The sequence below is a fragment of the Lactobacillus sp. ESL0703 genome (genome assembly GCF_029433435.1).
Lineage (GTDB): Bacteria > Bacillota > Bacilli > Lactobacillales > Lactobacillaceae > Lactobacillus.
This window is the reverse complement of sequence record NZ_JAQTIB010000002.1, coordinates 453,613-475,190: the sequence shown is the minus strand read 5'-3', so window position 1 is coordinate 475,190 and position 21,578 is coordinate 453,613. Positions and strand designations below refer to the sequence as shown.

Here is a 21,578-nt window from a genome sequence, read left to right as displayed (position 1 = left end):
TTCCCTAATCATTTAAATTCTGATAAGTAAAACGCATCAACTTAGCTGTATCAGAAAACTCGTTATTGTCATGCAGTGTAACTGTAATCAAGCCAGCACCCTTGCGGCTACTGCCAACAAAACAATAACCTGCTCGCGGCGTCCAACCTGTCTTCATACCATCAACCTTAAATGATTTGTGGTAGTATTTTTTACCCGGCAGCATCCGATTTTGGTTAACCATTCTCTGCCCCGCAACCTTCATAGATTCAGTCGCAAAATACTTCATCGAACTCGGATAGTCATGAACCACATGATAAGCAATAATTGCTAAACTCTTGGCCGATAATAAATTCCCCGAAGTCCGACCGCCCTTAACATAGTAGCCATAGCGCGCCAAATCATCATTTTCTAGTCCTGAAGCTGACGCAAATTGGGCCTTAATATGCCACAATTTAGCTTGTTTGTTCATCATTTTAATAAATTTGCGGTTTGAGCCAGCAACCCATTGGCCTAAGCGGATTGCCGAATTATCATCAGAATCAATAATCGCCGATTCAAATATCTGCTTAACAGTATACGTGTGGCCTTTTTTCGCATGAAAACCATCAAAGTTTGGATTGGTCCCCATTTTAATCAACGTCTTAGAAAATTTAAGCCTTTTTTGCCAATCATGAGGGTGATTAGCCAACTTACGTCTAGCTAGATAAATCGTCATCAATTTTCCGGTTGATGCGGTTAAATATTTTTTATTAGCATTCTTTTGCAATAAAATCGCACCGGTTTTGCGATTAAGTACAATGTATGCCCTTGCCTTAGTCTTCGGCTTCTTAGCAATTATTTGGCCATCAATCTGACCAACAGTTTTTGATTGATGATGACTGTACACCTGCTTTTTCCTTTGGTGCAGCGGTATCGCACTTTCATCAGTTATTCCTGTACTAGTAGCTTTAACAGGAATAACCGCACTAATTAATAAGCAAAAGATTGCGGTAATCCCCACAAAGCAACGCCTAGTTTTCAAATTTAACAGCCTCCCACATAACTATTCATTAACGTTCATTTCAAAAATAATCATTCACGCACTCCATTATAATATAAAATATTAACTGTGTATTGTATTTTTAAGAAAGGATCCTAATATGTCAACTAAAGTCAAGCATTTTTTGACTGCTCTATTAATTAGTACGGCCTGCATTCATAGTGCCAACGTTAAAGTCGCAGCTGCTAGTCAAGAAGCAGTGCCAAATACTTCAAGTCAAACAACACAAAATAATAACCAGCCAACTACTCCGACGGCCGCCAAGCCCGAACCTGTTATTTATCAGCAAAAAGGTTCAGGCGTTATCTTTCAAACCCATTATGGCTTCAGTAAAAAATTAAACCAAAAAGGTAAAGCAACTAAAGGCTACTATAATAAACGGATTAACTATTCTAAAGTTGCCCAAACTGCCAAAGGTACTTTTGTCAAAACAAAACATGGCTGGTTGAACAAAAATGCGTTCAATCAATATTTAATCACTAAAAGCAAATTAAATTATAAGATGATAGTTAACGCCAATAGCTCCTTGTATAACAAGCCGGCTTACACTAATGGTGCCCGCAAAATCACCACCACCAATAAGCTGAGCCTTAAAAATAAATGGGTGCATGTCAATATGATTGCGCATACTAACATAAACATTACTTATTACCGGTTCAACCTTAATCACCAAAGTTATTGGCTTCAAGGGACAAAATTAAAGTTCAATCTAAATACCTTAAAAGGCAACAATCATCAGTTAGAACGTGCCATTATCAAAGGCGAAAAGATGATTGGTCATTCTGTTTATAATGAAAATACACGCCACTATGATTGTTCCAGCTTTATGAATTACCTCTACTCAAATATTGGCCACCATTTAGGCTCAACAACATTCAGCCAATGTAAAAATGGCCGCGGCGTTAGCTACCAACATAAAAAGCGTGGCGACTTGATTTTCTTTGACGATAAATCTGATGGTCACTTGGCACACGTTGGGCTTTACTTAGGCAAAGGACTTTTCTTGCACGACAGTCCATATACAACTACTGGCGGTGTTGACGTTTCAAGTCTACATGACGCATTTTGGAATTCTCGCTCTGCCAAATCCAAAATAGTCCATTACCCTGATGGTATTGTTAGAAGAATTATTTAAAAACAAAAACGCACTTCTGTTAAAGTGCGTTTTTATGATTAATTTCTTTCGTGAACTGTCTTGGAATTAGTCACTGGGAAAATTCGTTTAGCATAATAATATTGTTGGAAGTTAGCAGCAGTTACTGTTACTCCCCAATTAGGCCATGAGTGCAAGGCCTTGTTATTACCTAAGTAAATACCAACATGATAAACATCTGGTTTTGGCCGACCATAGAAAATAATGTCACCACGTTTTAAATGGTTCAAGCTGACCGTCTGTAAAGTGCTGCTTTGAACAAACGAACGACAGCCCCATTCATGAGTTGAATGCCATCTTGGATTGGCCGGCGATGGATCAATTCCAGTAGCGTACATACATTGCATAATCAGCCCTGAACAGTCAACCGAAGTTCCCGGCGTCTTAGAAGTAAAGTCAATCCAAGCAGTACCCGCATTTTTATATTGATAGCCGCGCTTGATAAAAGCCTTAACATAGTCACTTCTAGTTGAAGCATAATTCAAACTCTTGTCAAGTGGACTAGTGTAGTAACCCTTTAAATGCAAACTCTTCATGTGTAACTGCCGATATTGCTTAGGAATTTGGTAACGGCGCACGGTTGAGATCTCAATTTTGGCACTTTCAGCCGAAGTTGCATCATTGGTTTCAGGAGCATACAAACGCCAAGTGGTATGCAGGCTATGATACCAAGCTGCAGGATAAGTTACCGTAAATGTCCCATCCGCACTAGTAGTATATTTCTTTTCATCAACATACTTCTTGCCATTCCATTTTTGTAAGTATACCGGCCGAATTTCCTGACTGTTTAAAGAAACTTGATCCTCAATCTTATCCCCGGCCGTCCACTTATATTTAGTACTTAAACCACTAAATGTAGTTGTTGTTTTTGCAGTATTATTTTCCGGCTTACTAGTATCTGCAGGCGAAGTAGTTGTATTATTAGTAGCCGCTTGACTTGAATTACTTGCCGCAGTAGTTGAACTAACACTATCAGCTTCAACAATTGTTTCCGATGCTAAACCACCTAATAACATTACTGCTGCAACGCCAGCAAATAATTGTTTCCTATATTTCATCTTTTTTCCTTCCAAAATACAAATTAAACTAACTAGCAATATAATATCATTAGCAATTAAATATGTAAATTAGATTTGGAATTATTCTAATAGCTCAAAGCCCTTAAACCATCACCTCGCCAGTGATTAATAAAGTCACTTTCATTCATTGCAGCTTTTTTGCCAGTCCAAGGGTCATTGTAAAAAATTTGGCCATCATGATAACCCGTCAAAGCTAACGCATGATTAGAAAAACCATCGACATCCTTAACCCAGGCAACCACTAAATGTGAATGTAACAATTTATTTTTAACTGCCGTTAGACTACTACCAGTCATTACTTTAGCTTTACCTAAATAATGCTTGACCACACCTTTAATTCCATTTGGCGTTACCCAATAGCCACCTGGATATTCTTTATAAGGTGAACCAATAAAACCCTTATCCGGATTACTGCTGCGTGGCGTTTTCTTGGCAACTGTAAATTTAGAAACTTTTACACCAGCAAAGTTTAACATCATTGTCACAGCAGTCATTTCACAGCCCGTCGGCAACTCTGGCCTCTGACTGATTACTTTGGCATTATTTTTAACCCCAGTAATTTTGCCATTTTCAATCCAATAATATGCTCTTTTGGTCGAAGTTGAAACTTCACGACGTTGTCCATTTGTCCCGTAATAGCTATAGGTTGCATGATGCGGCGTCTTTCTCACGCCTGTGAGCATGGCCCCATTTTTATCAAACAGATAATGCGATTTTCCTATTGTTGTTGCACCTTTAATTTTTTGCCCGGATTTATAGTAGTAAGTCTTTTTACCATTTACAACCCAGCCCTGCTTCTGTAGTTTAGGCTTAGCAGTTGTCGTGGTCTCGGAATCACTTGCGGCACTATTTTGCTTCGTATTATCATCCTGCTTGGCAGTATCAGTTTTATTTGCCTCTTGAACAGTGTTTTGCTTGTCAGCTGGCGTAGTGGTTGCAGCTTTAACCGTTGCAGTCGACTTGCAGCCCATTAATGCAAGAACAGTAATCATTGTAACAATGATTTTTTTATTCATAATTTTTCGGTACCCTTTCAAATAAATTACTATACTATTATAATTTACGCTTTTGCAAATTTGGGTTCAATAAATTTTTTAGAAAAGATTGGGAACTAGTTATATTACTAATTCAAATTATTTTGAATATTGCTTTTATAGATGATATAATTCTATTGTAAATAAAAAGGAGTTGCGCTAGTTACACAACTCCCTGACGTAGATTCCACTAAAAGTGGTTTACTACCTGAAAATAATGTTTTGACAAAATCGTCATTCCCAGTTAGAGTTAGACGGTTTTTGTTTGCTCAAAATTACTTGAGCAAACTTCTTAGCAGTTCAACTACTAATGGCAGTAGATTGATTATCACTGCCGCCAGCAGCTGGTACTGCTTCATTTTAGCCAGCTTAAATGCCAATTTGACTAAACTAATAGCGAAAATTAACATCAGTGCCAAAATGATTTGCACCTACCTGTCCTCCTTTCTGATAATAGATTGGAGTATGAATCCACTCATGCTCATAGGCATCAGTCCTTTCACTCACAGGTAGTAAACCGTCTTTTAACTTTTCTACATCGCAATAATTATAACAAAATAAATTACTGTTAGTGTCACATATTTGAACGGCAAATCAATAAAACAAAAAACGCGCATCCGCAAATTGCAGATACGCGTTTTTTATTAGCTTTGTCCAGTTGGACTGTAACTATTTAAGGGTTACAGTAGCTCCAACTTCTTCAAGCTTAGACTTAATGTCGTTAGCTTCATCTTCAGAAACGCCTTCCTTAACGTTCTTAGGTGCGCCATCAACCATGTCCTTTGAGTCCTTAAGGCCAAGACCAGTAATGTCACGAACAACCTTAATAACTTTAACCTTTTCTTGACCTGCTTCAGTCAATTCAACATCGTAACTTGACTTAGCAGCAGCTTCGGCACCAGCACCTGCAGCAGCAACTGGAGCAGCAGCAGTAACATCAAATTCATCTTCAATAGCCTTTACAAGGTCATTTAATTCAAGAATTGAAGCACCTTTTAAGTCTTCAATAATCTTTTCAGTATCTAAAGCCATATTTAAGTATCCTCCGAAAAATTAGTATTAGATATATTTACAATCTTTATTATTCTGCAGCTTCGTCTTTTGAATCAGCAACAGCTTTAACAACACATGCGAAGTCGCGAACTGGAGCTTGCAATACAGATACAAGCATTGAAAGTAAGCCTTCGCGGCCAGGAATAGCAGCAAGTTCCTTGATTTCTTCTTTAGAAGTCAATTTACCTTCAAGCATACCACCCTTGATGTTCAAAACTTCAAAGTTATCTTCGTATTTAGAAACAATCCGTGCAGGTTCAGTAATGTCATCAGCGTTGTCAGTGTAAACAACAGCAGTAGGACCAACGAAAGCATCATCAAGTCCTTCAATACCAGCCTTAGCAGCGGCACGTCTTAAATAAGTGTTCTTGATAACCTTCATTTTAACGTCGTTTTCACGAAGTTCCTTACGCATAGCAGTAACTTCTTCAACAGTTAAACCAAGGTAGTCAATAATTAAGATAGCCTTTGCAGCTTTAAGTTCTTCAGCAAAAGCATCAACAAGCTTTTCCTTTGCAGCAATAGCAGCTTTACTCAATCTAATTCACCTCCATAAAATCATTAATAAATCCTAAAAAAGGCCGAAAACCCCATGCCACAAAGACATGGAGTTTTGAAAATCTTCATTATCTTCTGGCCTCGGCGGGAAATTAAGGCGTTATGCCACCCGAGTCTTAGGTAGAATTTACTTTAACAAGTATAGCATGCCTATTTAATTTACGCAAGCATTTATTCTGCTTTTGGGTCAGCTAATTCAAATAATTCACCAGAAATTTTATAAATAACCCAGCTGGCTAAGTTAACAATGTGGTCACTAATTCTCTTGAGCAGTCTAATAATCACAAAATAACTGGCGGAAGCAACTGCCGCATTAGGTTCTTTTTCAATTCCATCAATAATATCTTTACGCGCCTTTTGGTAATTGGCAGTTACAGCTTCACGGCGATCAACCATTGAACGTGCCGTCTTTTCATCTTCTTGAACATAGGCTGTTAAAACTTCAATTAACATTTTGCGGACTTCGTGGGTCATTTGCGAAATGATTTCTTCAACTTCTGGAATTCGCGGATTACCCTTCACTCTGACAGTTTCAACTGCCAAACTGATTGCATTTTCGCCAATTCGTTCCAAGTCAGTAGCTGCCTTTAAGATGCTAATTACCACCCGAAAGTCGGTCGCAACTGGTTGCTGAAGTGCCATTAAGTCCAGTGCCTTTTTTTCAATTCTAATGGCTTCTTTTGGTACAACATCAGCTTCTTCAATCATTTTTTGAGCTGTTTTTTTATCATGAGCAACAAACGAACGTGTTCCTTGGTCAATTTGATCGTTAACTAGAACGCCCATTTCCATAAATTGCGTATTCAGCTTCTTTAATTCGTCTAAAAATATCTCGTGCATGCTTTCCTCGCTTTTAGCCAAACCGGCCGTTTAGGTAATTACTTGTGATTTCTTTTTTAGGTGCTATGAACATTTCTTCAGTTGAACCTGACTCAATTAAATCACCATTCATCAAAAACGCAACTTGATCCGAAACTCGGCTCGCCTGCTGCAGATTATGCGTTACCATAATGAACGTATACTTGGTCTTAAGACCCATTAGCGTTTCTTCGATTTCAGAACTAGAAATCGGGTCTAGAGCAGAAGTTGGCTCATCCAGCAGCACCACAGCTGGTCTTACTGCTAGCGCCCGGGCAATACAAATTCGCTGCTGCTGTCCACCTGAAAAATCCTGCGCATTGCGATCCAGACTATCCTTGGTTTCTTCCCAAATCGCTGCCTGCTTCAGGCTTTCTTCAACCCGCTGCTGAATTAATTCCTTATCCTTAACACCAGCAACCTTCAAGCCATAAGCTACATTATCAAAAACAGAAAACGGGAACGGTGTCGGCTGTTGAAAAACCATCCCAATATTTTTGCGTAATTCAACTAAGTCAAGGTGTGGCCGATAAATATCCTGCCCGTCCAGCAAAATATCACCCGTAATTTTGATATTATCAATATCATCATTCATCCGGTTAAGACAACGCAATAACGTTGACTTCCCACACCCTGAAGGTCCGATTAAGGCCGTCAATTTCTTCTCCGGAAATGCCAGGCTAATGCCATGCAAAGCTTCAAAATCACCATAATTTAATCTGACATTTTTGACTTCCATGATATTCTTCATCGTTATGCTCCTTTAGCCAAAACTGCCTTGGATATACTTTTCAGTAATTTTCCCTTGCGGATTAGTAAAAATATTGGTTGTTGTATCATATTCAAGTGCATGGCCTAAATGGAAAAATGCGGTATAGTCGCTAATCCGCGAAGCCTGCTGCATATTATGCGTCACCATAATCATTGTGTACTTACTGCGCAATTGTTTGAGCGTATCCTCAAGTTTTGCCGTTGATACAGGATCAAGCGCACTAGCTGGTTCGTCAAGCAGTAACACTTCTGGCTTTAGGGCAATTGCGCGGGCAATACATAAACGCTGCTGCTGTCCGCCGGATAATGCTAAGGCGCTTTTATCCAGCTTATCCTTGACCTCATCCCACAAGGCAGCGGCCCGCAAACTTTCCTCAACAAGTTGATTTAGTTTTGCCTTATCTTGTTCACCATTTGCCTTTAACGCATAAGTAATATTTTCCTTAATTGACTTCGGGAAGGGATTAGGCTTCTGGAAGACCATGCCAATCGCCTTGCGTAATTCGTAAACGTTAATTTTCTTCTGATTAATGTCAAGTTCGTGGAACATAATATTGCCGTCAACTCTAGCAACACGGTCATTCAACCTGTTTAACGACCGCAAAAAAGTCGATTTGCCTGAACCTGAAGCACCAATCAAGGCTGTGATGGTGTTCTTTTTAAAGCCTAGACTAACATCAAACAGTTTTTGCACTGTACCGCCATAAAAGACACTTAAATTATGCGTATAGAGGGCACATTCGTCATTATTAAAAGTTTTAATATATTTTTTTTGCGTTTGCCAATTTTCCATATAAATTCCTTATTTTACTTTAGCAGCAGTTAAACGCTTGTAGAGCCAATTACCCAAAAAGCGGGCGCCAAAATTAAAGATAATTACCACAATTACGAGCAAAGCCGACGTTGCTGCTGAAACGAGATTTACATCAGGAATAATTCCTTCAGTGTTTACCTTCCAAATATGCACTGCCAAGGTTTCTGCTGGCCGCATCACATTCAAAAAGCTAGTCGGGCTGAACATATTCCAATTAGAATAATCGACTGTTGAACCACTTTGCCCAGCAGTATAGATTAGTGCGGCAGCTTCTCCAAAAACTCGCCCAGCACTTAAAATAACTCCCGTAATAATTCCCGGTAATGCTGCTGGTAAAACAATCCCGCGAATTGTTTTCCAATTTGACAATCCCAGTGCCCAACCTGCTTCACGCTGCGTTTGCGGAACGCCTTCAATCGCCTGTTCAATATTACTCGTCAAAATCGGTAAATTGAAAAAGGTTAGTGCCAAGGCACCAGCAATAATTGAAAAGCCTAAGCCAAACTGAACTACAAACAAGAGGTAACCAAACAACCCGACAACAATTGAAGGCAGTGAACTCAAAATTTCAATCGTTGTTCTAATGAGACGTGTTACCCATGTATCCTGTGCATATTCAGCCAAATAAATAGCTGCTCCTAATGCAATTGGCAGTGAAATTAACAATGTCAACACTAGCAAGTAAAGTGAGTTAAATAATTGGTCACGAATACCGCCGCCAGCTTCAAATGATGAGGAAACTGATGTTAAAAAATGCCACGATAAATGTGGTACACCAGCAATTAAAATATTTCCTAAAATACCAACTAATATCAAAATGACAATTGCAACTAACAGATAAATTACACCTGTGGCAATCCGATCAGCTCTTTTTGAATTCATCAGCTACCTCTTCTTTCCAATTAAGCGAACCAAGAAGTTAAACACTAGCGACATAATTAATAGCAGTAAAGCTAGTGACCATAAGGCATTATTAGGCAGTGTACCCATAACAGTATTGCCCATCTGACTGGTTAATTGACTAGTCAAGGTTGCTGCGGGGCTAACCAAGTTATATGGCATTAGAACCGCGTTCCCAATCACCATTTGAACGGCTAATGCTTCACCAAAGGCTCGCGCCATACCGAAAATAATTGCCGTCAAAATCCGCGGTCGTGCAGCCCGCAGCACAACATGATAGATTGTCTGCCAGCGTGTTGCTCCCAGAGCTGCAGATGATTGCCGCAAGTCCTTAGGAACTGCCTTAAAGGCATCAACCGTTAATGAAGTAATCGTTGGTAAAACCATGACGAATAAAATTAAAGTCGCTGCCAAGATACCAAATCCCGTACCGCCAAAGATAGTGCGAATCACGGGTACAATCACTGTTAAACCTAAAAAGCCATAAACAACTGACGGAATACCGACTAATAATTCCATGACTGATTGCAAAAAGCGAGTTTGCCTGCCAGATTCATATTCTGTCATAAACAAGGCAATAGCAATGGCAAATGGGGTGGCCAATAAGGCTGCCAGTAAAGTTACCGCAAAAGAAGTAACAATCATTGCTGCAGCACCAACATGTTCCTTGCCAGCACCAGGATTCCAGCTACTGGTAAACAAAAAATGAAAAACGTTTACCTTATCGTTAACAAAGGTTGCTAACCCGTGAAAGCCGACAAATCCGATAATTGACACAATTAAAATAGCAATGATGACAATTGCTAACGCAGTCAAGCCTTTCCCCCAACGCTCTTGGCGCGTTTCTTTAGATTGGCTAGTCAAGCGAGCAATATCAACACCTTCTGGGTCAATCTTTTTAAACTTTACATGTGGTACTTTTTGCTGAGCAATTGCTTGATCGACAACTTCTTGCAAGTCCTGTTCGTGTTTATTCATGCGCACCACCTATTTTTGTAACCCGATTCTGACTATCACGAGTAACTTTCATTTCATTAATGCTTAGGTAACCAATTTCAGGTACCAACTCATGCTGCACCTTTTTACTCAAAACATAAGTGATAAAGGCAGCCGTTTCTTTATCCGGCTTACCCTTAGTATACATGTGCTCATACGACCACAGTGGCCACTTGTTAGTCGGAATATTCTGATTGGTCGGCTGCACATGATCCATACTTAATTTTTGAATATTAGGATCATTTGCATACGGGAAAGAAATATAAGAAATTGTGCCCGGTGTTGTGCTGACAATCTTTTTAACCGTACCATTAGAATCCTGCTCTTGTGAATTAACAGCTTCTTTACCCTTTAAGATTAGGTTTTCAAAAGTTGATCTGGTACCACTGCCACGAGAACGGTTAATCACGATAATATGCAGATTTTTACCGCCAACTTGACGCCAATTCGTGATCTTACCAGTAAAAATCGCCATTAATTGCTTAGGCGACAAATTGCTTACGCCAACACCCTTATTCGCAATTGGCACAATTCCCACAACGGCAACCTGATAATCGCGCAATTTGCTTGCATCAATTCCCTTTTGCGTATCAGCGAAAACATCGGAAGTTCCTACTTGAACCGCACCAGCCTGCACTTGGCTAAGGCCAGTACCTGAACCACCACCTTGAACAATAATATTGCTATTAAGATGGGCTAAGTGATAATCATTACCTGCTTGTTCAATCAATGGCTGCAGAGCACTTGATCCAACAATCGTTATTTTGGCGTGGTCTTTGCTACAACCAACCAAAAAAAGTGGCAATGCTAAAAAAAGAATTAGCGATTTGCCCAATTTTAATTTATGCATATGCTTCCTCAATATATAAACTAGATTTTGTTATAGTTTAACAAAGAATTCATAGTAGACCAAATTATAACCCCTTTAAAATATACGAAAAAAAAGCAACTTACATTTCTGTAAATTGCTTTTAGTTGATTAATCTATTTTAAATTAGTCCAAGTTTAATGGATCTAGCTTGATCCCTGGGCCAAAGGTTGCTGCAACAGCAACACTCTTAATGTATTGACCCTTGGCAGCTGCTGGACGTGCACGCAAGATAACGTCACGTAAAGCATCAAAGTTTTCTACTAATTGTTCATCAGTAAATGAAACCTTACCAATAGCTGTATGAATAGCAGCTTGACGGTCAACACGGTATTCAACTTGACCAGCCTTAACGTTCTTAACGGCCTTTTCGATGTCCATTGTAACAGTACCAGTCTTAGGGTTAGGCATTAAGCCTTTAGGTCCAAGTACACGACCCAAACGTCCAACCTTAGCCATCATCATTGGTGTAGCAACAACAACATCGAAGTCCAAGTAACCATTTTGAACTTTTTCTACTAAGTCATCTGAACCAACTTCGTCAGCACCAGCAGCCTTAGCTTGTTCAGCTTGTGGACCTTCAGCAAAAACAACAACCTTTTGGGTCTTACCAGTACCGTTAGGCAATACAAGTGAACCACGAATTTGTTGGTCAGCTTGCTTAGGGTCAACACTCAAGTTGTATGAAACTTCAACTGAAGCATCAAAACCTGCGTATGAAGTTTCTTTAACTAACTTCATTGCTTCAGCAACTGAATATAATTTCTTTGAATCTACTTTTTTAGCAGCTTCTAAATATTTTTTACCATGCTTTGGCATGTGATTTCCTCCTTAATATGTGGTCAAACAAGCCCAAGTAGGCTCTCCCACCTAAATTGTTATAAATAACAGGATTAGTCTTCGACTTCGATACCCATGCTTCTAGCAGTACCTTCGATCATCCGCATAGCAGCTTCGACATCAGCAGCGTTAAGGTCTTGCATCTTAGTTTCAGCAATTTCCTTAACTTGGTCCTTGGTTACCTTACCAACTTTCTTGGTATTAGGTTCACCAGAAGCCTTGTCGATCTTAGCAGCTTGCTTCAATAATACTGGAGCTGGTGGAGTCTTAGTAATGAATTCGAATGAACGATCTTCATATACTGTAATGACTACAGGAATAATCATGCCTTTTTGATCAGCAGTTCTAGCATTGAAGTCCTTAGTAAAACCAACAATGTTGATACCTGCTTGACCTAAAGCTGGACCAACTGGAGGTGCGGGTGTTGCAGCACCAGCTGGGATTTGTAATTTGACAACGTTAATAACTTTCTTTGCCACGGTCAAAACCTCCTTGATTCCGTGTGTGGTTAAAATGGAGAGGTTACCTACTTCTCCTCCCACAATAATAAAAGTACTTTAGTATCTTATCATCGTTTACCGATAATTGCAATACTATCTTACTTTAATCAATCTTTTTAACTTGGTCGTAGTCTAGCTCTGTTGTAGTTGCTCGACCAAACATGTCAACAGAAACAAATAATTTGTACTTGTCTGGTTGAATTTCAGTGATCTTACCTTCGACACCGTTAAAGGCACCATCGATAATGGTAACTGTTTCGCCAACTTCAAAGTCAATTTGTGGTCGTTTAGCTGGTTCACCCTGCTGACGCAATAAGCGGTTAACCTCTTCATCAAGTAATGGTGACGGCTTAGAACCACCACCATGAGAGCCAACAAAGCCCGTAACATTCGGGGTGTTCCGCACAACAAACCAGCTTTCGTCAGTCATGACCATTTCAACTAAAACGTATCCAGGGAAAATCTTTTCTTCGACTTCCTTCTTCTTATCGTGGACAGTTTCAATCTTTTCTTGTTCAGGCACCATTACCCGAAAAATGTAGTCTTGCATTCCCATACTTTGCGCACGTGACAGCAGGTCAGACTTAACTTTATCTTCATAGCCTGAATAAGTATGCAATACGTACCATTGCTTCTTTGTTGTTTCAACCATTTAACTTAATTTCTCCTTTTAATTTTTGGCAAACAAAAAAACCTCCACCGAGGTTCTTTCAACTAATGTCCATTATAACACGGATCAAAAATTATTTCTATTTACATCACTATCTGTGTCAAACTACTAAATGCTAAGTCAAGCAGACCCAAATATGCCGCAAACAGGATTGAAGTTACGATGACAATTGCTGTATCGTGACGATTTTGTTTAGCAGTTGGCCAAGTAACTAACTTCATTTCTTGAACAACGCTCTTAAAAAACTTAATCATTAACTCCTACCTCGTTTCCTTGTGCACAGTCATTTTACCGCAATGCTTACAAAACTTTTTCAGTTCAAGCCGTTGAGTGCGATTTTTACTTGCCGTGATTGAGTAGTTACGCGAGCCGCAGACGCTGCAGGCCAAAGATGCTTTTTTCACTGCCATAATCTCACTTCCAAACTCTTTCATTTTAACAAAAAAATGCCGCATGAGCAATTAATATTAGTCAAGAAATTTATTCACGATAAGTAAAAGCCAGTCTATACAGACTAGCTGCTGCTTAAAATTAATTTTCCAAACAAAAAGCAGCTGCTAATTGAGCAGCTGCTTTTCTAGTGGTCAAACTTAATGCGTAACCACCGGGCGTAGAACATTGTAATAGTCGGATTTACTTCTTAAGATTCTCGTTTACGAAGGATTCGATTTTTTCGTCAGTATCTTTCAGGAATGGAAGCATATCTGCTTCTGTCTTCATGGTATCTCTACCATTCTTTTCCATAAAATAATCCCAAAGAGCATCTCTAACTGGAATTTCAGAATCACTCCAGTCAAAAACTTCCTTCATCTGACGATCTAACAATGCAGTTTTTTCAATTTCTGCCATCTTAATTACCTCCTAAAAATTTATTCTACAAGGAATATTATACCGCATTTTTAGATAACCATATAATATTATCCTTGCTTATAACAATGTCTTGCGCATTTTCTGCATTAGACGTGAACGGGCTCTGACTAAAGTTATCTGTTCAATCTGCAATTTTTGCAGGACTTCTTCTTGATGCCAAACACCTAAGACAATTAATAAAGTCTTAATTTCTAAGTCTGATAGCTGCGCGCATAATTCCGTAAACTTTTCACTAATTGGAATTTCCGCAAGCTGTGTTGTCTCCTGATGCAGTGGTTCAATCCCCTTTGCGGCAGCCGCTTCAAGTGAGGTTGCCTGCGCAAATGCGCGCCGCCGATAGGCCATATCATAGCGCAACAATGACTTGGCATGATTATGAAGCCTAATCTTAAAGTAGCTGCCAAACTTGCCCTTGTCCTGCTCATAGCTCATTGCTGCTTGGTAGCAAACAATCAGCGCATCCTGATCCCAATCTTGACTATCATAAAAGCGCACAAAATATTTTTGCTTAACACTATTAATCAACGGTCGATAAAAGTAGCACAATTTTATTAGTGCATCATCATTACCTGCCTGAACTTGCCCAATTAATTCTTGTTCGTATGCTTCTGTCAGTTGCATCATATTCCTCCTTAATAGCAATTTCAAAACTAATTAAGGCAAGAATACTGATTTTTTTAACTGCAAAATATCGAACTCATGTTCAGGCTTAGCAGTTAAATTTGTTTGCCAAAAGCAATAAAAACAAAAAATAACTTCTGTTGAAAGCGCGTTAATTCGCAAAAAATATTAGTCTCAGCATAAAAATAGCCTGCAATTGCAAGCTGTTTTTATCTTTATTTAAGTGGATTGCGGCTATTTAACATTTGATAAAGTAAAACACCCGTTGCTACACTAGCATTAAGTGATTGAACATGTCCGACCATTGGCAAAGTGAGCATCTGATCCATTTGCTCTTTCAATAGTCGAGCAATGCCCTTACCCTCATTACCAATAACGAGAACTGTTTTGCCCTTAGCATTCCACTCGCGGTAATCTGTCCCCTTCATATCAGTTCCAAACAGCCAATAACCACGCTTTTTCAGCAATTGACTAGTTTGAACAAGATTATTGACACGGGCAACCGGGACATAATCAATTGCCCCAGTAGAAGTCTTGGCAACAACAGACGTTAAGCCAGTTGCATGGCGCTTAGGAATAATAATTGCATCAACGCCGGTTGCATCGGCTGACCGCAAAATTGAGCCCAAATTATGCGGATCTTCAATTGAATCAAGCATTAAAAGAAATGGTTCTTTGCCTTGCTCATCAAATTGATCGAGCAATGTTTCAAGATCCGCATATTCAAAACTGGCAACAGTCAATACTAAACCTTGGTGATTGCCTCCCTGCACTAACCGATCCAGCTTGTTTTTAGGGACAGTTTGAATAACAATGCCCTTCTTTTTCGCTAAGGCATAGACCTCATTAGCGAAACTATCCTGCACGCCTTGCTGCAAAAATACTTTGTTAATCCGATCCTCATCCTGTGTTTTTAAAAAATCAACACCTGCATGCCGACCGAAAACAAAATCTTTATCAATTGAAGTCATAGTTATCAATGCCGCCTTCCTCAACCGTCTGAATACACCACGTTGTCAACTCACGCACGCGGTCCTTTTTATCTAGTAAATCCAAGTAACCCCAAACAGCCTCAAAGCCTGTTGACAGCTGATAAGTTGCTAAGCTCGTGTTTTTGGCCTTGGTATGGGTCTTGGCATTGCGGCCGCGCCGAAAAGTTGCCAATTCATCTTCAGTAAGCATCTGCTCATCCTGCATTTTAGTAATCAATGCAGCTTGTGCCTTCGCTGAAACATAATGTGTTGCTTCACGTTGCAAGACTTGCGGTTTTACAATGCCGCCCTTTAATAAATGGCGTCTAATAAATAATTCGTACACAGCATCCCCAAGATATGCCAGCGTTTGTCCACTAAGCGTATCTGGGTTAACTTTTTCTTCCGTTAACTTTTTAATTTTAGTCACGTGTCCACCTTGTTCCCTGCGGGGTATCTTGAATTGTAATCCCCAGTTCTTTTAATTGATCGCGCAATTGGTCGCTCTTAGCCCAATCCTTGTTTTTACGTGCTTCATCACGGGCTTCGACTAATGCCGTAATTTTCTCATCATCACTTGTTTGTGTCTGCTCAGTTAATTTAGCCGTATCAATCCCAAAAATTCCAAGCCATTGACCCAATAATTCCTTGGCGTGTACTAATGCATCCTTATCTACTTGTTCAGCGTTAGTATTGGCATTAACTATTGGCAATAAGTCATAAATCGCCGCCAATGCATTCTGCACATTGAGATCATCATCCATTGCAGTCACAAACTTAGTTTCTGTTTCTTCTAACGCCTGCCGCAATTCTGCCGACTCAACTTTAGAAGTAGCATCTTCTAAGCGATAAGCAATGTTTGTCAGCGTATTTTTAAACCTTTGCAAAATAATTGCTGCCTGCTCTAGGTTTTCCTGCGAATAATTAATTTGCTTGCGATATTGCACGCTAGCCATGAAGAAGCGCAACACTTGCGGGTCAACCGTCTTGAGTAAGTCATGCATCGTCACAAAATTGTGCAGTGATTTTGACATTTTTTCTTCTTTTTGACCCACAGTCACAAAGCCATTATGCATCCAATAGTTGACAAACTTTTGTCCAGTAGCGGCTTCACTCTGCGCAATTTCATTCTCATGGTGTGGAAATTCCAAGTCTTGGCCACCACCATGAATATCAATCGTCTTGCCCAAATACTTGGTTGACATCACCGAACATTCAATATGCCAGCCCGGACGTCCTAATCCCCATGGTGATTGCCACGCAATTTCATCAGACCGCTTTTGCTTCTTCCACAAGGCAAAGTCAATTGGGTCTTCCTTACGCTGCTGCTCCTCATCATTGATATGTTCAGAAGCACCTTCTTCAAGTTCGGCAATATTTTGACTGCTTAATTCGCCATAATGCTTGAACTTCTTAGCCCGATAATAAACATCACCAGCAGCTTCATAAGCATAACCATTTTTGATTAATTGTTCAATAAATTCGATAATTTCAGGAATTTCGTGAGTTGCTCGTGGGTGCTTAGTTGCCGGTTCTACATTTAACGCCGCCGTATCTTCAAGATAAAACTTAATATAACGCTCAGCTAATTCCGGCACCGTAATGCCTTCAGCTCGCGCCTCGTTAATCATTTTATCGTCAACATCCGTAAAATTAGAGACGTAATTCACCTTGTAGCCGCGATATTCAAAGTAACGCCGAATTGTATCAAAGGCAATCACGCTGCGGGCGTTACCAATGTGGATGTAATTATAAACCGTCGGCCCACAGACATACATCGAGATTTGTCCTTCAACTAGCGGCTTAAATTCTTCTTTTCTTTTTGTCAAAGTATTATAAATTTTCATGGTTCAGCCTCTTTTCTGTAAATAGCTATTCTCATTTTAGCAGAATCACGCTAACTTGCTAACCTCCAAGTACAAACAGTTACAATTACCTGCCATATTTCGGTGGATTCAAAAAGCCACAAATATATTAAATTTTTGCGGCCAACTTTTAATTATGGACTATAATATTAATATCAAGTATTCATAATATATGAAGGTGATAGATATGAAAATTACAATTGGAGATTTTTATCATAAGCATCAGATAGTTTCATATTCAATTTTATACGCCATAATCAATATTATTTTTAACACCATTGGCTTGGCTTTAGGTCACTCACCTAAGATGCTTTTAGTTGATGTGGTATCTGCAATAGTGATGATTGTCGGCGGCTTCTGGGTAGAAAAGCATATTGATCCTAATAAAAATGAGTGGAATGAATTATTCGCGATGGCTGGCTGGGCTTTTCTTTATCTTGCCGTTTGTGTTGGTGTTCGGTTCATCAGTATGTATCTTTTACACGTTTGAGGTTAGATTATGAAAGCAACAATCAAAAATTTTTATCATAAACATCAACTGGATATAAGTGTCCTAATAATTGGACTTTATAGTTTAGATACATATTGGCAATATTTCTTTTCTAGTTCAATTAAAGCTGCCATTAGTAGTGCTGTTCTTACGGCGATTACAATGCTAATTGCATATTGCGCGCGCTTTTTTACTTTTGATATCAACAACGCAACTTGGAAGCAATTATTTTCTGGCGCAGGTATCTTTTTCCTATTACTCATTGTCGAATATGGTGGTTTGGCTTTTCTCAAGCTTAACTTCTAACAAACAAAAATGCTGCTTCAACTAAAAGCAGCATTTTATATTAAAACCACGTTGCTGAAGCTTTCGCAACATCTTCATTCATGTTTGGCTTACTCAACTGAGTAAGCAATTGGACCCCTTCTTTAGACAATTGCCTTTTAAGTGCAAGCTCAGTCAAGCTAGACTTCACATCAGCTTTAACTAAATAAAGGTTCTCTCTCTGATGCAGCTTAACAATTGCTTGCTCAATAATAGATTGTTCATTAGCATTAGGCAATTGCTGTTGCTGCAAAAACTTTAATAGATCAAATTCATTCTTCGATTTTTTAAACATCTTTTGCACCTCTACTCTTATTTAACAATATAACATTATTTTTTGCTCCAGTTGTATTATTTTATTCTATAATATTCTTGTTAATACTAAAATTATATAGTATAAATATCAAAAATGAGGCAAGTACCTAATGTTTGAAAACAAATTAACTAAAAAACAAATAATGCGGTTAATTGCAATTTTACAAGTAATCATTGCTGGAATTTATTATTACATTAATCGACCAAACGCTGATTCAATTAGTATTATTATCTACTTAGCAATTAGTTTTTTATTCTTTGGTATGTCTTTTTCCAAGCGTCTAACAGCCGGAAAAACTATCAAAAAAGCCGATATGACTAAAAATCAGAAATTTGAACAAAAACTTGAACTTTTTGGACTAGGAATAGCATTATTCTCAATAGTCATTAATTTTTCGGATTGGAGTTCCGAGCTACTTTTTATGGATTGCTGTCTAATAGACTTACTGATGTCGCCAATGCCTGATAGAACAACAGCAAAATAACAAAAAAGTATTATCCCCACTAGATAATACTTTTTTTGTTGCTTTTTTAAGCAACTAGCTCGGTCTTGTTGCATCATTAATTACTTTGGCAAAATCTAATGTTTACGATGGCGAGATATCCAAATTCCTACTAAAAATCCAGCTCCTAATCCTGCTGACGCAATGCCGCTTTTAACTTGACCTACATAAAAGAAACTCACACTAAGTAAAGCTGAGACTATTGCAAATATGATTGCACCTTTGATACTAATTAAAAATTCCTGCCAGCCATATTCCAAACCTAAAGATTGTGACTCATCAAAATTATTAATATCCATCAAAGCAGAACAAAGCATCAGGTAACTAATCCAGAATAAAATCAGCTCAGCAAGCTCAACATTTGAAGCATTATCTTCTAAAATTGTTGCACTCAAACCTATAATTAGCATGCCGATAACAGCAATTATCAATTTCTTTTTAACTTGCTTTAGATTATTAACGACTTCTCGCTTCTGCAGCGTTTCCCGCATTCCCGTATCTTCCTTCAATAATTCATCAAGTGAAAGCTGATAATAATCACTCAACTTAATCAAACTATTGATATCAGGGTAGGACTTTTCATTCTCCCAATTTGAAAGTGTTTGTCTGGTAATCGCAAATTCTTGTGCTACTTGCTCTTGGGTTAAATTTTTGTTCAGCCGTGCCTGTTTTAAATGTTCACCAAATTTCATTGCTTGCTCCTCCATTACATAATTAATTTTGCTTAACTATTAAATAAAATTCAAGCAAAGTTTCTTTGCATGCTGGTCTAGCAAGGTTTTGACAACAAAAATATTATCGAACAGAATTTAAAAAATACTAATTGGCAACTTATATTGCTTGAGGAATAGATTCCCACTCAAATTTCGCCATTTAACTTGCCAAAAACCATTTTTCTAACTTCTTCATATAACTAAATACGTATAAATAAAACACACGACCCCGATAAAATATCGAAATCGTGTGCTAATAACATTACAATCTATCTATTCCAATTCTTGCCATTCTTTTCGAGAAATTAAATACATTAACAGCGGCAGAATTACAAAACCAAAGGCAACTGCTAAAATTGCATACCAATTAATGCCAACAACTTGCCCATTCACAATCGTACCGAATTGGACCCGCCAGTTATATTCAATTAACATAAAAATCACGATGATAACGGACAAGACCGACGCAACAACATCAGTCAAAAAGTTCTTATTGGCTGGCAAAACTTTTTCTTTAGTCCGACCACGATAAAACTGAATAACCGAAATTGGTACTACCGCGAATTCCAAAAATCTGACGATTGATCCCAAAGTAACCAAGTTGGTCAAATCATATTGAAAGGCCATTGGAATCAAGGTCGTGATTGCTGCTGAAATAAAAAACGTCCTAATTGGGAAGTTGCGCTTGGTTCTCTTGGTCAACTTCGTTGATAATTGATGCTCGCGGGCCATTGCTTCTAAAAAGCGCGGTGCACTAAAACTATAAGCGAAATTAATGCCCAGCATTGAGATTACTGCCCCAGCCAGAATGATATTGTTTAACAGCGGATTAGCAAAAATTGTTGCTAATGCCACTACCTGATTTGTTTTCATGAGTGCACTTGGATTAAGCAGCATTGCCACTCCCAAAACGCCAATATATATGAAAGCAATTAAAATTACGGCCAGCGGAATAGCCCGCGGCAAGTTTTTCTCAGGTTCTTCCATATCCTCAGCACCAGAAGCCACTGCCTCAAAGCCCGAGAAGGCATACAGCGCCGAAACAACTGCCATCATAAATGTACTAATCGTGACTGTCGGGACAATGGCTTTGCCGCCCTCGCTAATTCGGTCAACTGCACTTAGGTCATAGTGACTGCCAGTGGACATTAAAATAATCGCTCCAGCTACAATTAAGACAACTAATGATAAAGTCTTACAAATAGTTGATAAATTCATAACATATTTTGTTATTCGCTGACCAAATAGATTAACAATTAGGTCTAAAAGCATTAACAGCAATAGCCCAATAGTAATTGTCGTAAAGCGATTGGGATTCCCACCCAAAATCGCAATAACTGCCTTAACAATCCCAACTGAACTTGTACACCAGACAGCATCATTAGCAAAATAGCAGGTAACACCAATATAAAAGCCAAATTTATTGCCAAATGCGGCTTTAGCGTAAGCATAGGAGGAGCCGGATTTATTAACATATTTTGATGCTGATGCAAATGGCAGTGCCAATACAGCTGCAAAAATTGCAGCTAATAGGTAAACGAGCAGTGACTTACTGCCCACCTGTCTAACTACTGTGCCGGGTGTCAAAAAGATTCCCGACCCGATAATCAAGTTAATTGTTAAAAATACGATCGCCATAAATCCCAATTTATCGCTCGCTTGCTTACGCTTGTTCATTACTTTACCCCATTTCTTCAGTGTATTGTTAATATTATATTAAATTATTAAAATTAAAGCTAGTAAAATATTAAATTTTATTATGTAAATTTATTTTTAGTTCCGGCTATTATT

At 38.7% G+C, this 21,578-nt stretch carries 29 protein-coding genes and 1 other annotated feature; of the genes, 4 read left to right on the top strand and 25 right to left on the bottom strand.

All coding sequences use genetic code 11. The features are described from left to right. Positions 1 to 4: 4 nt before the first annotated feature. Complete coding sequence (locus tag PT278_RS04840) at positions 5 to 1,003, bottom strand: serine hydrolase (RefSeq protein ID WP_277130659.1); 999 nt, start codon at positions 1,001 to 1,003, stop codon at positions 5 to 7. Positions 1,004 to 1,121: 118 nt separating this feature from the next. On the opposite strand from PT278_RS04840, the gene PT278_RS04835 reads away from it, so the two are divergent. Then, positions 1,122 to 2,156, top strand: coding sequence for a C40 family peptidase (locus PT278_RS04835; RefSeq protein WP_277130658.1), 1,035 nt, complete (start codon positions 1,122 to 1,124; stop codon positions 2,154 to 2,156). 38 nt (positions 2,157 to 2,194) lie between these two features. Here the strand turns inward: PT278_RS04835 and PT278_RS04830 are convergent, their stop codons facing one another. From PT278_RS04830 to cysS, 21 genes are all read right to left on the bottom strand, one after another. After that, on the bottom strand, positions 2,195 to 3,232 hold the full coding sequence (locus tag PT278_RS04830; RefSeq protein WP_277130657.1) for an NlpC/P60 family protein: 1,038 nt from the start codon (positions 3,230 to 3,232) through the stop codon (positions 2,195 to 2,197). 86 nt (positions 3,233 to 3,318) lie between these two features. Beyond that, positions 3,319 to 4,269, bottom strand: a complete 951-nt coding sequence (locus tag PT278_RS04825) for a C39 family peptidase (RefSeq protein WP_277130656.1) — start codon at positions 4,267 to 4,269, stop codon at positions 3,319 to 3,321. A gap of 293 nt (positions 4,270 to 4,562) precedes the next feature. Continuing rightward, the gene (locus PT278_RS04820) at positions 4,563 to 4,718 is read right to left on the bottom strand and encodes a hypothetical protein (RefSeq protein WP_277130655.1); all 156 of its coding nucleotides are present in this window, start codon (positions 4,716 to 4,718) and stop codon (positions 4,563 to 4,565) included. Between the two features lie 238 nt (positions 4,719 to 4,956). Then, positions 4,957 to 5,319 carry a 50S ribosomal protein L7/L12 gene (rplL, locus tag PT278_RS04815; protein WP_277130654.1) on the bottom strand — a complete coding sequence of 121 codons (363 nt, stop codon included), beginning with the start codon at positions 5,317 to 5,319 and terminating at the stop codon, positions 4,957 to 4,959. Positions 5,320 to 5,368: 49 nt separating this feature from the next. After that, the gene (rplJ, locus tag PT278_RS04810; RefSeq protein WP_277130653.1) at positions 5,369 to 5,878 is read right to left on the bottom strand and encodes a 50S ribosomal protein L10; all 510 of its coding nucleotides are present in this window, start codon (positions 5,876 to 5,878) and stop codon (positions 5,369 to 5,371) included. Between the two features lie 34 nt (positions 5,879 to 5,912). Then, positions 5,913 to 6,037, bottom strand: a sequence feature (ribosomal protein L10 leader region). Positions 6,038 to 6,069: 32 nt separating this feature from the next. Continuing rightward, positions 6,070 to 6,738, bottom strand: coding sequence for a phosphate signaling complex protein PhoU (gene phoU, locus PT278_RS04805; RefSeq protein WP_277130652.1), 669 nt, complete (start codon positions 6,736 to 6,738; stop codon positions 6,070 to 6,072). 13 nt (positions 6,739 to 6,751) lie between these two features. After that, a complete protein-coding gene (gene pstB, locus PT278_RS04800; protein ID WP_277130651.1) occupies positions 6,752 to 7,507 on the bottom strand; it encodes a phosphate ABC transporter ATP-binding protein PstB in 756 nt (251 codons plus the stop codon). Positions 7,508 to 7,519: 12 nt separating this feature from the next. Continuing rightward, positions 7,520 to 8,320 (bottom strand): phosphate ABC transporter ATP-binding protein PstB, encoded by an 801-nt coding sequence (pstB, locus tag PT278_RS04795; protein ID WP_277130650.1) that lies wholly within the window; start codon positions 8,318 to 8,320, stop codon positions 7,520 to 7,522. A gap of 9 nt (positions 8,321 to 8,329) precedes the next feature. Next, positions 8,330 to 9,223, bottom strand: coding sequence for a phosphate ABC transporter permease PstA (pstA, locus tag PT278_RS04790; protein ID WP_277130649.1), 894 nt, complete (start codon positions 9,221 to 9,223; stop codon positions 8,330 to 8,332). Between the two features lie 3 nt (positions 9,224 to 9,226). Continuing rightward, a complete protein-coding gene (gene pstC, locus PT278_RS04785) occupies positions 9,227 to 10,219 on the bottom strand; it encodes a phosphate ABC transporter permease subunit PstC (protein WP_277130648.1) in 993 nt (330 codons plus the stop codon). After that, entirely contained in the window at positions 10,212 to 11,087 is an 876-nt protein-coding gene (locus tag PT278_RS04780; protein WP_277130647.1) for a phosphate ABC transporter substrate-binding protein, read from the bottom strand. The genes pstC and PT278_RS04780 overlap by 8 nt, the downstream gene beginning before the upstream one ends. 144 nt (positions 11,088 to 11,231) lie before the next feature. Further along, the gene (rplA, locus tag PT278_RS04775) at positions 11,232 to 11,924 is read right to left on the bottom strand and encodes a 50S ribosomal protein L1 (RefSeq protein WP_277130646.1); all 693 of its coding nucleotides are present in this window, start codon (positions 11,922 to 11,924) and stop codon (positions 11,232 to 11,234) included. A gap of 74 nt (positions 11,925 to 11,998) precedes the next feature. Beyond that, positions 11,999 to 12,424: a 50S ribosomal protein L11 gene (rplK, locus tag PT278_RS04770; RefSeq protein ID WP_277130645.1), complete on the bottom strand. Its 426-nt coding sequence runs from the start codon at positions 12,422 to 12,424 to the stop codon at positions 11,999 to 12,001. 124 nt (positions 12,425 to 12,548) lie between these two features. Continuing rightward, positions 12,549 to 13,097 carry a transcription termination/antitermination protein NusG gene (nusG, locus tag PT278_RS04765; protein ID WP_277130644.1) on the bottom strand — a complete coding sequence of 183 codons (549 nt, stop codon included), beginning with the start codon at positions 13,095 to 13,097 and terminating at the stop codon, positions 12,549 to 12,551. A 101-nt stretch (positions 13,098 to 13,198) separates the two neighbouring features. After that, the gene (secE, locus tag PT278_RS04760; protein ID WP_277130643.1) at positions 13,199 to 13,369 is read right to left on the bottom strand and encodes a preprotein translocase subunit SecE; all 171 of its coding nucleotides are present in this window, start codon (positions 13,367 to 13,369) and stop codon (positions 13,199 to 13,201) included. 6 nt (positions 13,370 to 13,375) lie between these two features. After that, complete coding sequence (gene rpmG, locus PT278_RS04755; protein WP_277130642.1) at positions 13,376 to 13,525, bottom strand: 50S ribosomal protein L33; 150 nt, start codon at positions 13,523 to 13,525, stop codon at positions 13,376 to 13,378. 223 nt (positions 13,526 to 13,748) lie between these two features. Beyond that, positions 13,749 to 13,964 (bottom strand): hypothetical protein, encoded by a 216-nt coding sequence (locus tag PT278_RS04750; RefSeq protein ID WP_277130641.1) that lies wholly within the window; start codon positions 13,962 to 13,964, stop codon positions 13,749 to 13,751. A 78-nt stretch (positions 13,965 to 14,042) separates the two neighbouring features. Then, complete coding sequence (locus tag PT278_RS04745; RefSeq protein WP_277130640.1) at positions 14,043 to 14,609, bottom strand: sigma-70 family RNA polymerase sigma factor; 567 nt, start codon at positions 14,607 to 14,609, stop codon at positions 14,043 to 14,045. A 212-nt stretch (positions 14,610 to 14,821) separates the two neighbouring features. Then, complete coding sequence (gene rlmB / locus PT278_RS04740; protein WP_277130639.1) at positions 14,822 to 15,577, bottom strand: 23S rRNA (guanosine(2251)-2'-O)-methyltransferase RlmB; 756 nt, start codon at positions 15,575 to 15,577, stop codon at positions 14,822 to 14,824. Next, positions 15,564 to 16,007 carry a ribonuclease III domain-containing protein gene (locus tag PT278_RS04735; protein WP_277130638.1) on the bottom strand — a complete coding sequence of 148 codons (444 nt, stop codon included), beginning with the start codon at positions 16,005 to 16,007 and terminating at the stop codon, positions 15,564 to 15,566. Before PT278_RS04735 ends, rlmB begins: the two co-directional genes overlap by 14 nt. Continuing rightward, a complete protein-coding gene (gene cysS, locus PT278_RS04730) occupies positions 16,000 to 17,424 on the bottom strand; it encodes a cysteine--tRNA ligase (RefSeq protein ID WP_277130637.1) in 1,425 nt (474 codons plus the stop codon). The genes PT278_RS04735 and cysS overlap by 8 nt, the downstream gene beginning before the upstream one ends. A gap of 205 nt (positions 17,425 to 17,629) precedes the next feature. Here cysS and PT278_RS04725 point away from each other — a divergent pair, with 205 nt between their 5' ends. Next, positions 17,630 to 17,932: a hypothetical protein gene (locus tag PT278_RS04725; protein WP_277130636.1), complete on the top strand. Its 303-nt coding sequence runs from the start codon at positions 17,630 to 17,632 to the stop codon at positions 17,930 to 17,932. Positions 17,933 to 17,941: 9 nt separating this feature from the next. After that, a complete protein-coding gene (locus tag PT278_RS04720; protein WP_277130635.1) occupies positions 17,942 to 18,238 on the top strand; it encodes a hypothetical protein in 297 nt (98 codons plus the stop codon). A gap of 40 nt (positions 18,239 to 18,278) precedes the next feature. Here PT278_RS04720 and PT278_RS04715 read toward each other — a convergent pair whose 3' ends face one another. Further along, positions 18,279 to 18,551 carry a hypothetical protein gene (locus PT278_RS04715; RefSeq protein WP_277130634.1) on the bottom strand — a complete coding sequence of 91 codons (273 nt, stop codon included), beginning with the start codon at positions 18,549 to 18,551 and terminating at the stop codon, positions 18,279 to 18,281. Between the two features lie 130 nt (positions 18,552 to 18,681). On the opposite strand from PT278_RS04715, the gene PT278_RS04710 reads away from it, so the two are divergent. After that, positions 18,682 to 19,056: a hypothetical protein gene (locus tag PT278_RS04710; RefSeq protein ID WP_277130633.1), complete on the top strand. Its 375-nt coding sequence runs from the start codon at positions 18,682 to 18,684 to the stop codon at positions 19,054 to 19,056. Positions 19,057 to 19,151: 95 nt separating this feature from the next. Here PT278_RS04710 and PT278_RS04705 read toward each other — a convergent pair whose 3' ends face one another. Together PT278_RS04705 and PT278_RS04700 are read right to left on the bottom strand one after the other, a co-directional pair. Next, positions 19,152 to 19,766 (bottom strand): helix-turn-helix domain-containing protein, encoded by a 615-nt coding sequence (locus PT278_RS04705; RefSeq protein WP_277130632.1) that lies wholly within the window; start codon positions 19,764 to 19,766, stop codon positions 19,152 to 19,154. A 294-nt stretch (positions 19,767 to 20,060) separates the two neighbouring features. Beyond that, on the bottom strand, positions 20,061 to 21,464 hold the full coding sequence (locus tag PT278_RS04700; RefSeq protein WP_277130631.1) for an APC family permease: 1,404 nt from the start codon (positions 21,462 to 21,464) through the stop codon (positions 20,061 to 20,063). Positions 21,465 to 21,578 lie beyond the last annotated feature (114 nt).

Excerpts from the sequence above, each read along its gene's own strand:
- PT278_RS04835 (WP_277130658.1), top strand. The coding sequence starts at position 1,122 with ATGTCAACTAAAGTCAAGCATTTTTTGACTGCTCTATTAATTAGTACG.
- PT278_RS04830 (WP_277130657.1), bottom strand. The coding sequence starts at position 3,232 with ATGAAATATAGGAAACAATTATTTGCTGGCGTTGCAGCAGTAATGTTA.
- PT278_RS04825 (WP_277130656.1), bottom strand. The coding sequence starts at position 4,269 with ATGAATAAAAAAATCATTGTTACAATGATTACTGTTCTTGCATTAATG.
- rplL (WP_277130654.1), bottom strand. The coding sequence starts at position 5,319 with ATGGCTTTAGATACTGAAAAGATTATTGAAGACTTAAAAGGTGCTTCA.
- phoU (WP_277130652.1), bottom strand. The coding sequence starts at position 6,738 with ATGCACGAGATATTTTTAGACGAATTAAAGAAGCTGAATACGCAATTT.
- pstB (WP_277130651.1), bottom strand. The coding sequence starts at position 7,507 with ATGAAGAATATCATGGAAGTCAAAAATGTCAGATTAAATTATGGTGAT.
- pstB (WP_277130650.1), bottom strand. The coding sequence starts at position 8,320 with ATGGAAAATTGGCAAACGCAAAAAAAATATATTAAAACTTTTAATAAT.
- pstA (WP_277130649.1), bottom strand. The coding sequence starts at position 9,223 with ATGAATTCAAAAAGAGCTGATCGGATTGCCACAGGTGTAATTTATCTG.
- pstC (WP_277130648.1), bottom strand. The coding sequence starts at position 10,219 with ATGAATAAACACGAACAGGACTTGCAAGAAGTTGTCGATCAAGCAATT.
- PT278_RS04780 (WP_277130647.1), bottom strand. The coding sequence starts at position 11,087 with ATGCATAAATTAAAATTGGGCAAATCGCTAATTCTTTTTTTAGCATTG.
- rplA (WP_277130646.1), bottom strand. The coding sequence starts at position 11,924 with ATGCCAAAGCATGGTAAAAAATATTTAGAAGCTGCTAAAAAAGTAGAT.
- nusG (WP_277130644.1), bottom strand. The coding sequence starts at position 13,097 with ATGGTTGAAACAACAAAGAAGCAATGGTACGTATTGCATACTTATTCA.
- secE (WP_277130643.1), bottom strand. The coding sequence starts at position 13,369 with ATGATTAAGTTTTTTAAGAGCGTTGTTCAAGAAATGAAGTTAGTTACT.
- rpmG (WP_277130642.1), bottom strand. The coding sequence starts at position 13,525 with ATGGCAGTGAAAAAAGCATCTTTGGCCTGCAGCGTCTGCGGCTCGCGT.
- PT278_RS04750 (WP_277130641.1), bottom strand. The coding sequence starts at position 13,964 with ATGGCAGAAATTGAAAAAACTGCATTGTTAGATCGTCAGATGAAGGAA.
- PT278_RS04745 (WP_277130640.1), bottom strand. The coding sequence starts at position 14,609 with ATGATGCAACTGACAGAAGCATACGAACAAGAATTAATTGGGCAAGTT.
- rlmB (WP_277130639.1), bottom strand. The coding sequence starts at position 15,577 with ATGACTTCAATTGATAAAGATTTTGTTTTCGGTCGGCATGCAGGTGTT.
- cysS (WP_277130637.1), bottom strand. The coding sequence starts at position 17,424 with ATGAAAATTTATAATACTTTGACAAAAAGAAAAGAAGAATTTAAGCCG.
- PT278_RS04725 (WP_277130636.1), top strand. The coding sequence starts at position 17,630 with ATGAAAATTACAATTGGAGATTTTTATCATAAGCATCAGATAGTTTCA.
- PT278_RS04720 (WP_277130635.1), top strand. The coding sequence starts at position 17,942 with ATGAAAGCAACAATCAAAAATTTTTATCATAAACATCAACTGGATATA.
- PT278_RS04715 (WP_277130634.1), bottom strand. The coding sequence starts at position 18,551 with ATGTTTAAAAAATCGAAGAATGAATTTGATCTATTAAAGTTTTTGCAG.
- PT278_RS04710 (WP_277130633.1), top strand. The coding sequence starts at position 18,682 with ATGTTTGAAAACAAATTAACTAAAAAACAAATAATGCGGTTAATTGCA.
- PT278_RS04705 (WP_277130632.1), bottom strand. The coding sequence starts at position 19,766 with ATGAAATTTGGTGAACATTTAAAACAGGCACGGCTGAACAAAAATTTA.
- PT278_RS04700 (WP_277130631.1), bottom strand. The coding sequence starts at position 21,464 with ATGAACAAGCGTAAGCAAGCGAGCGATAAATTGGGATTTATGGCGATC.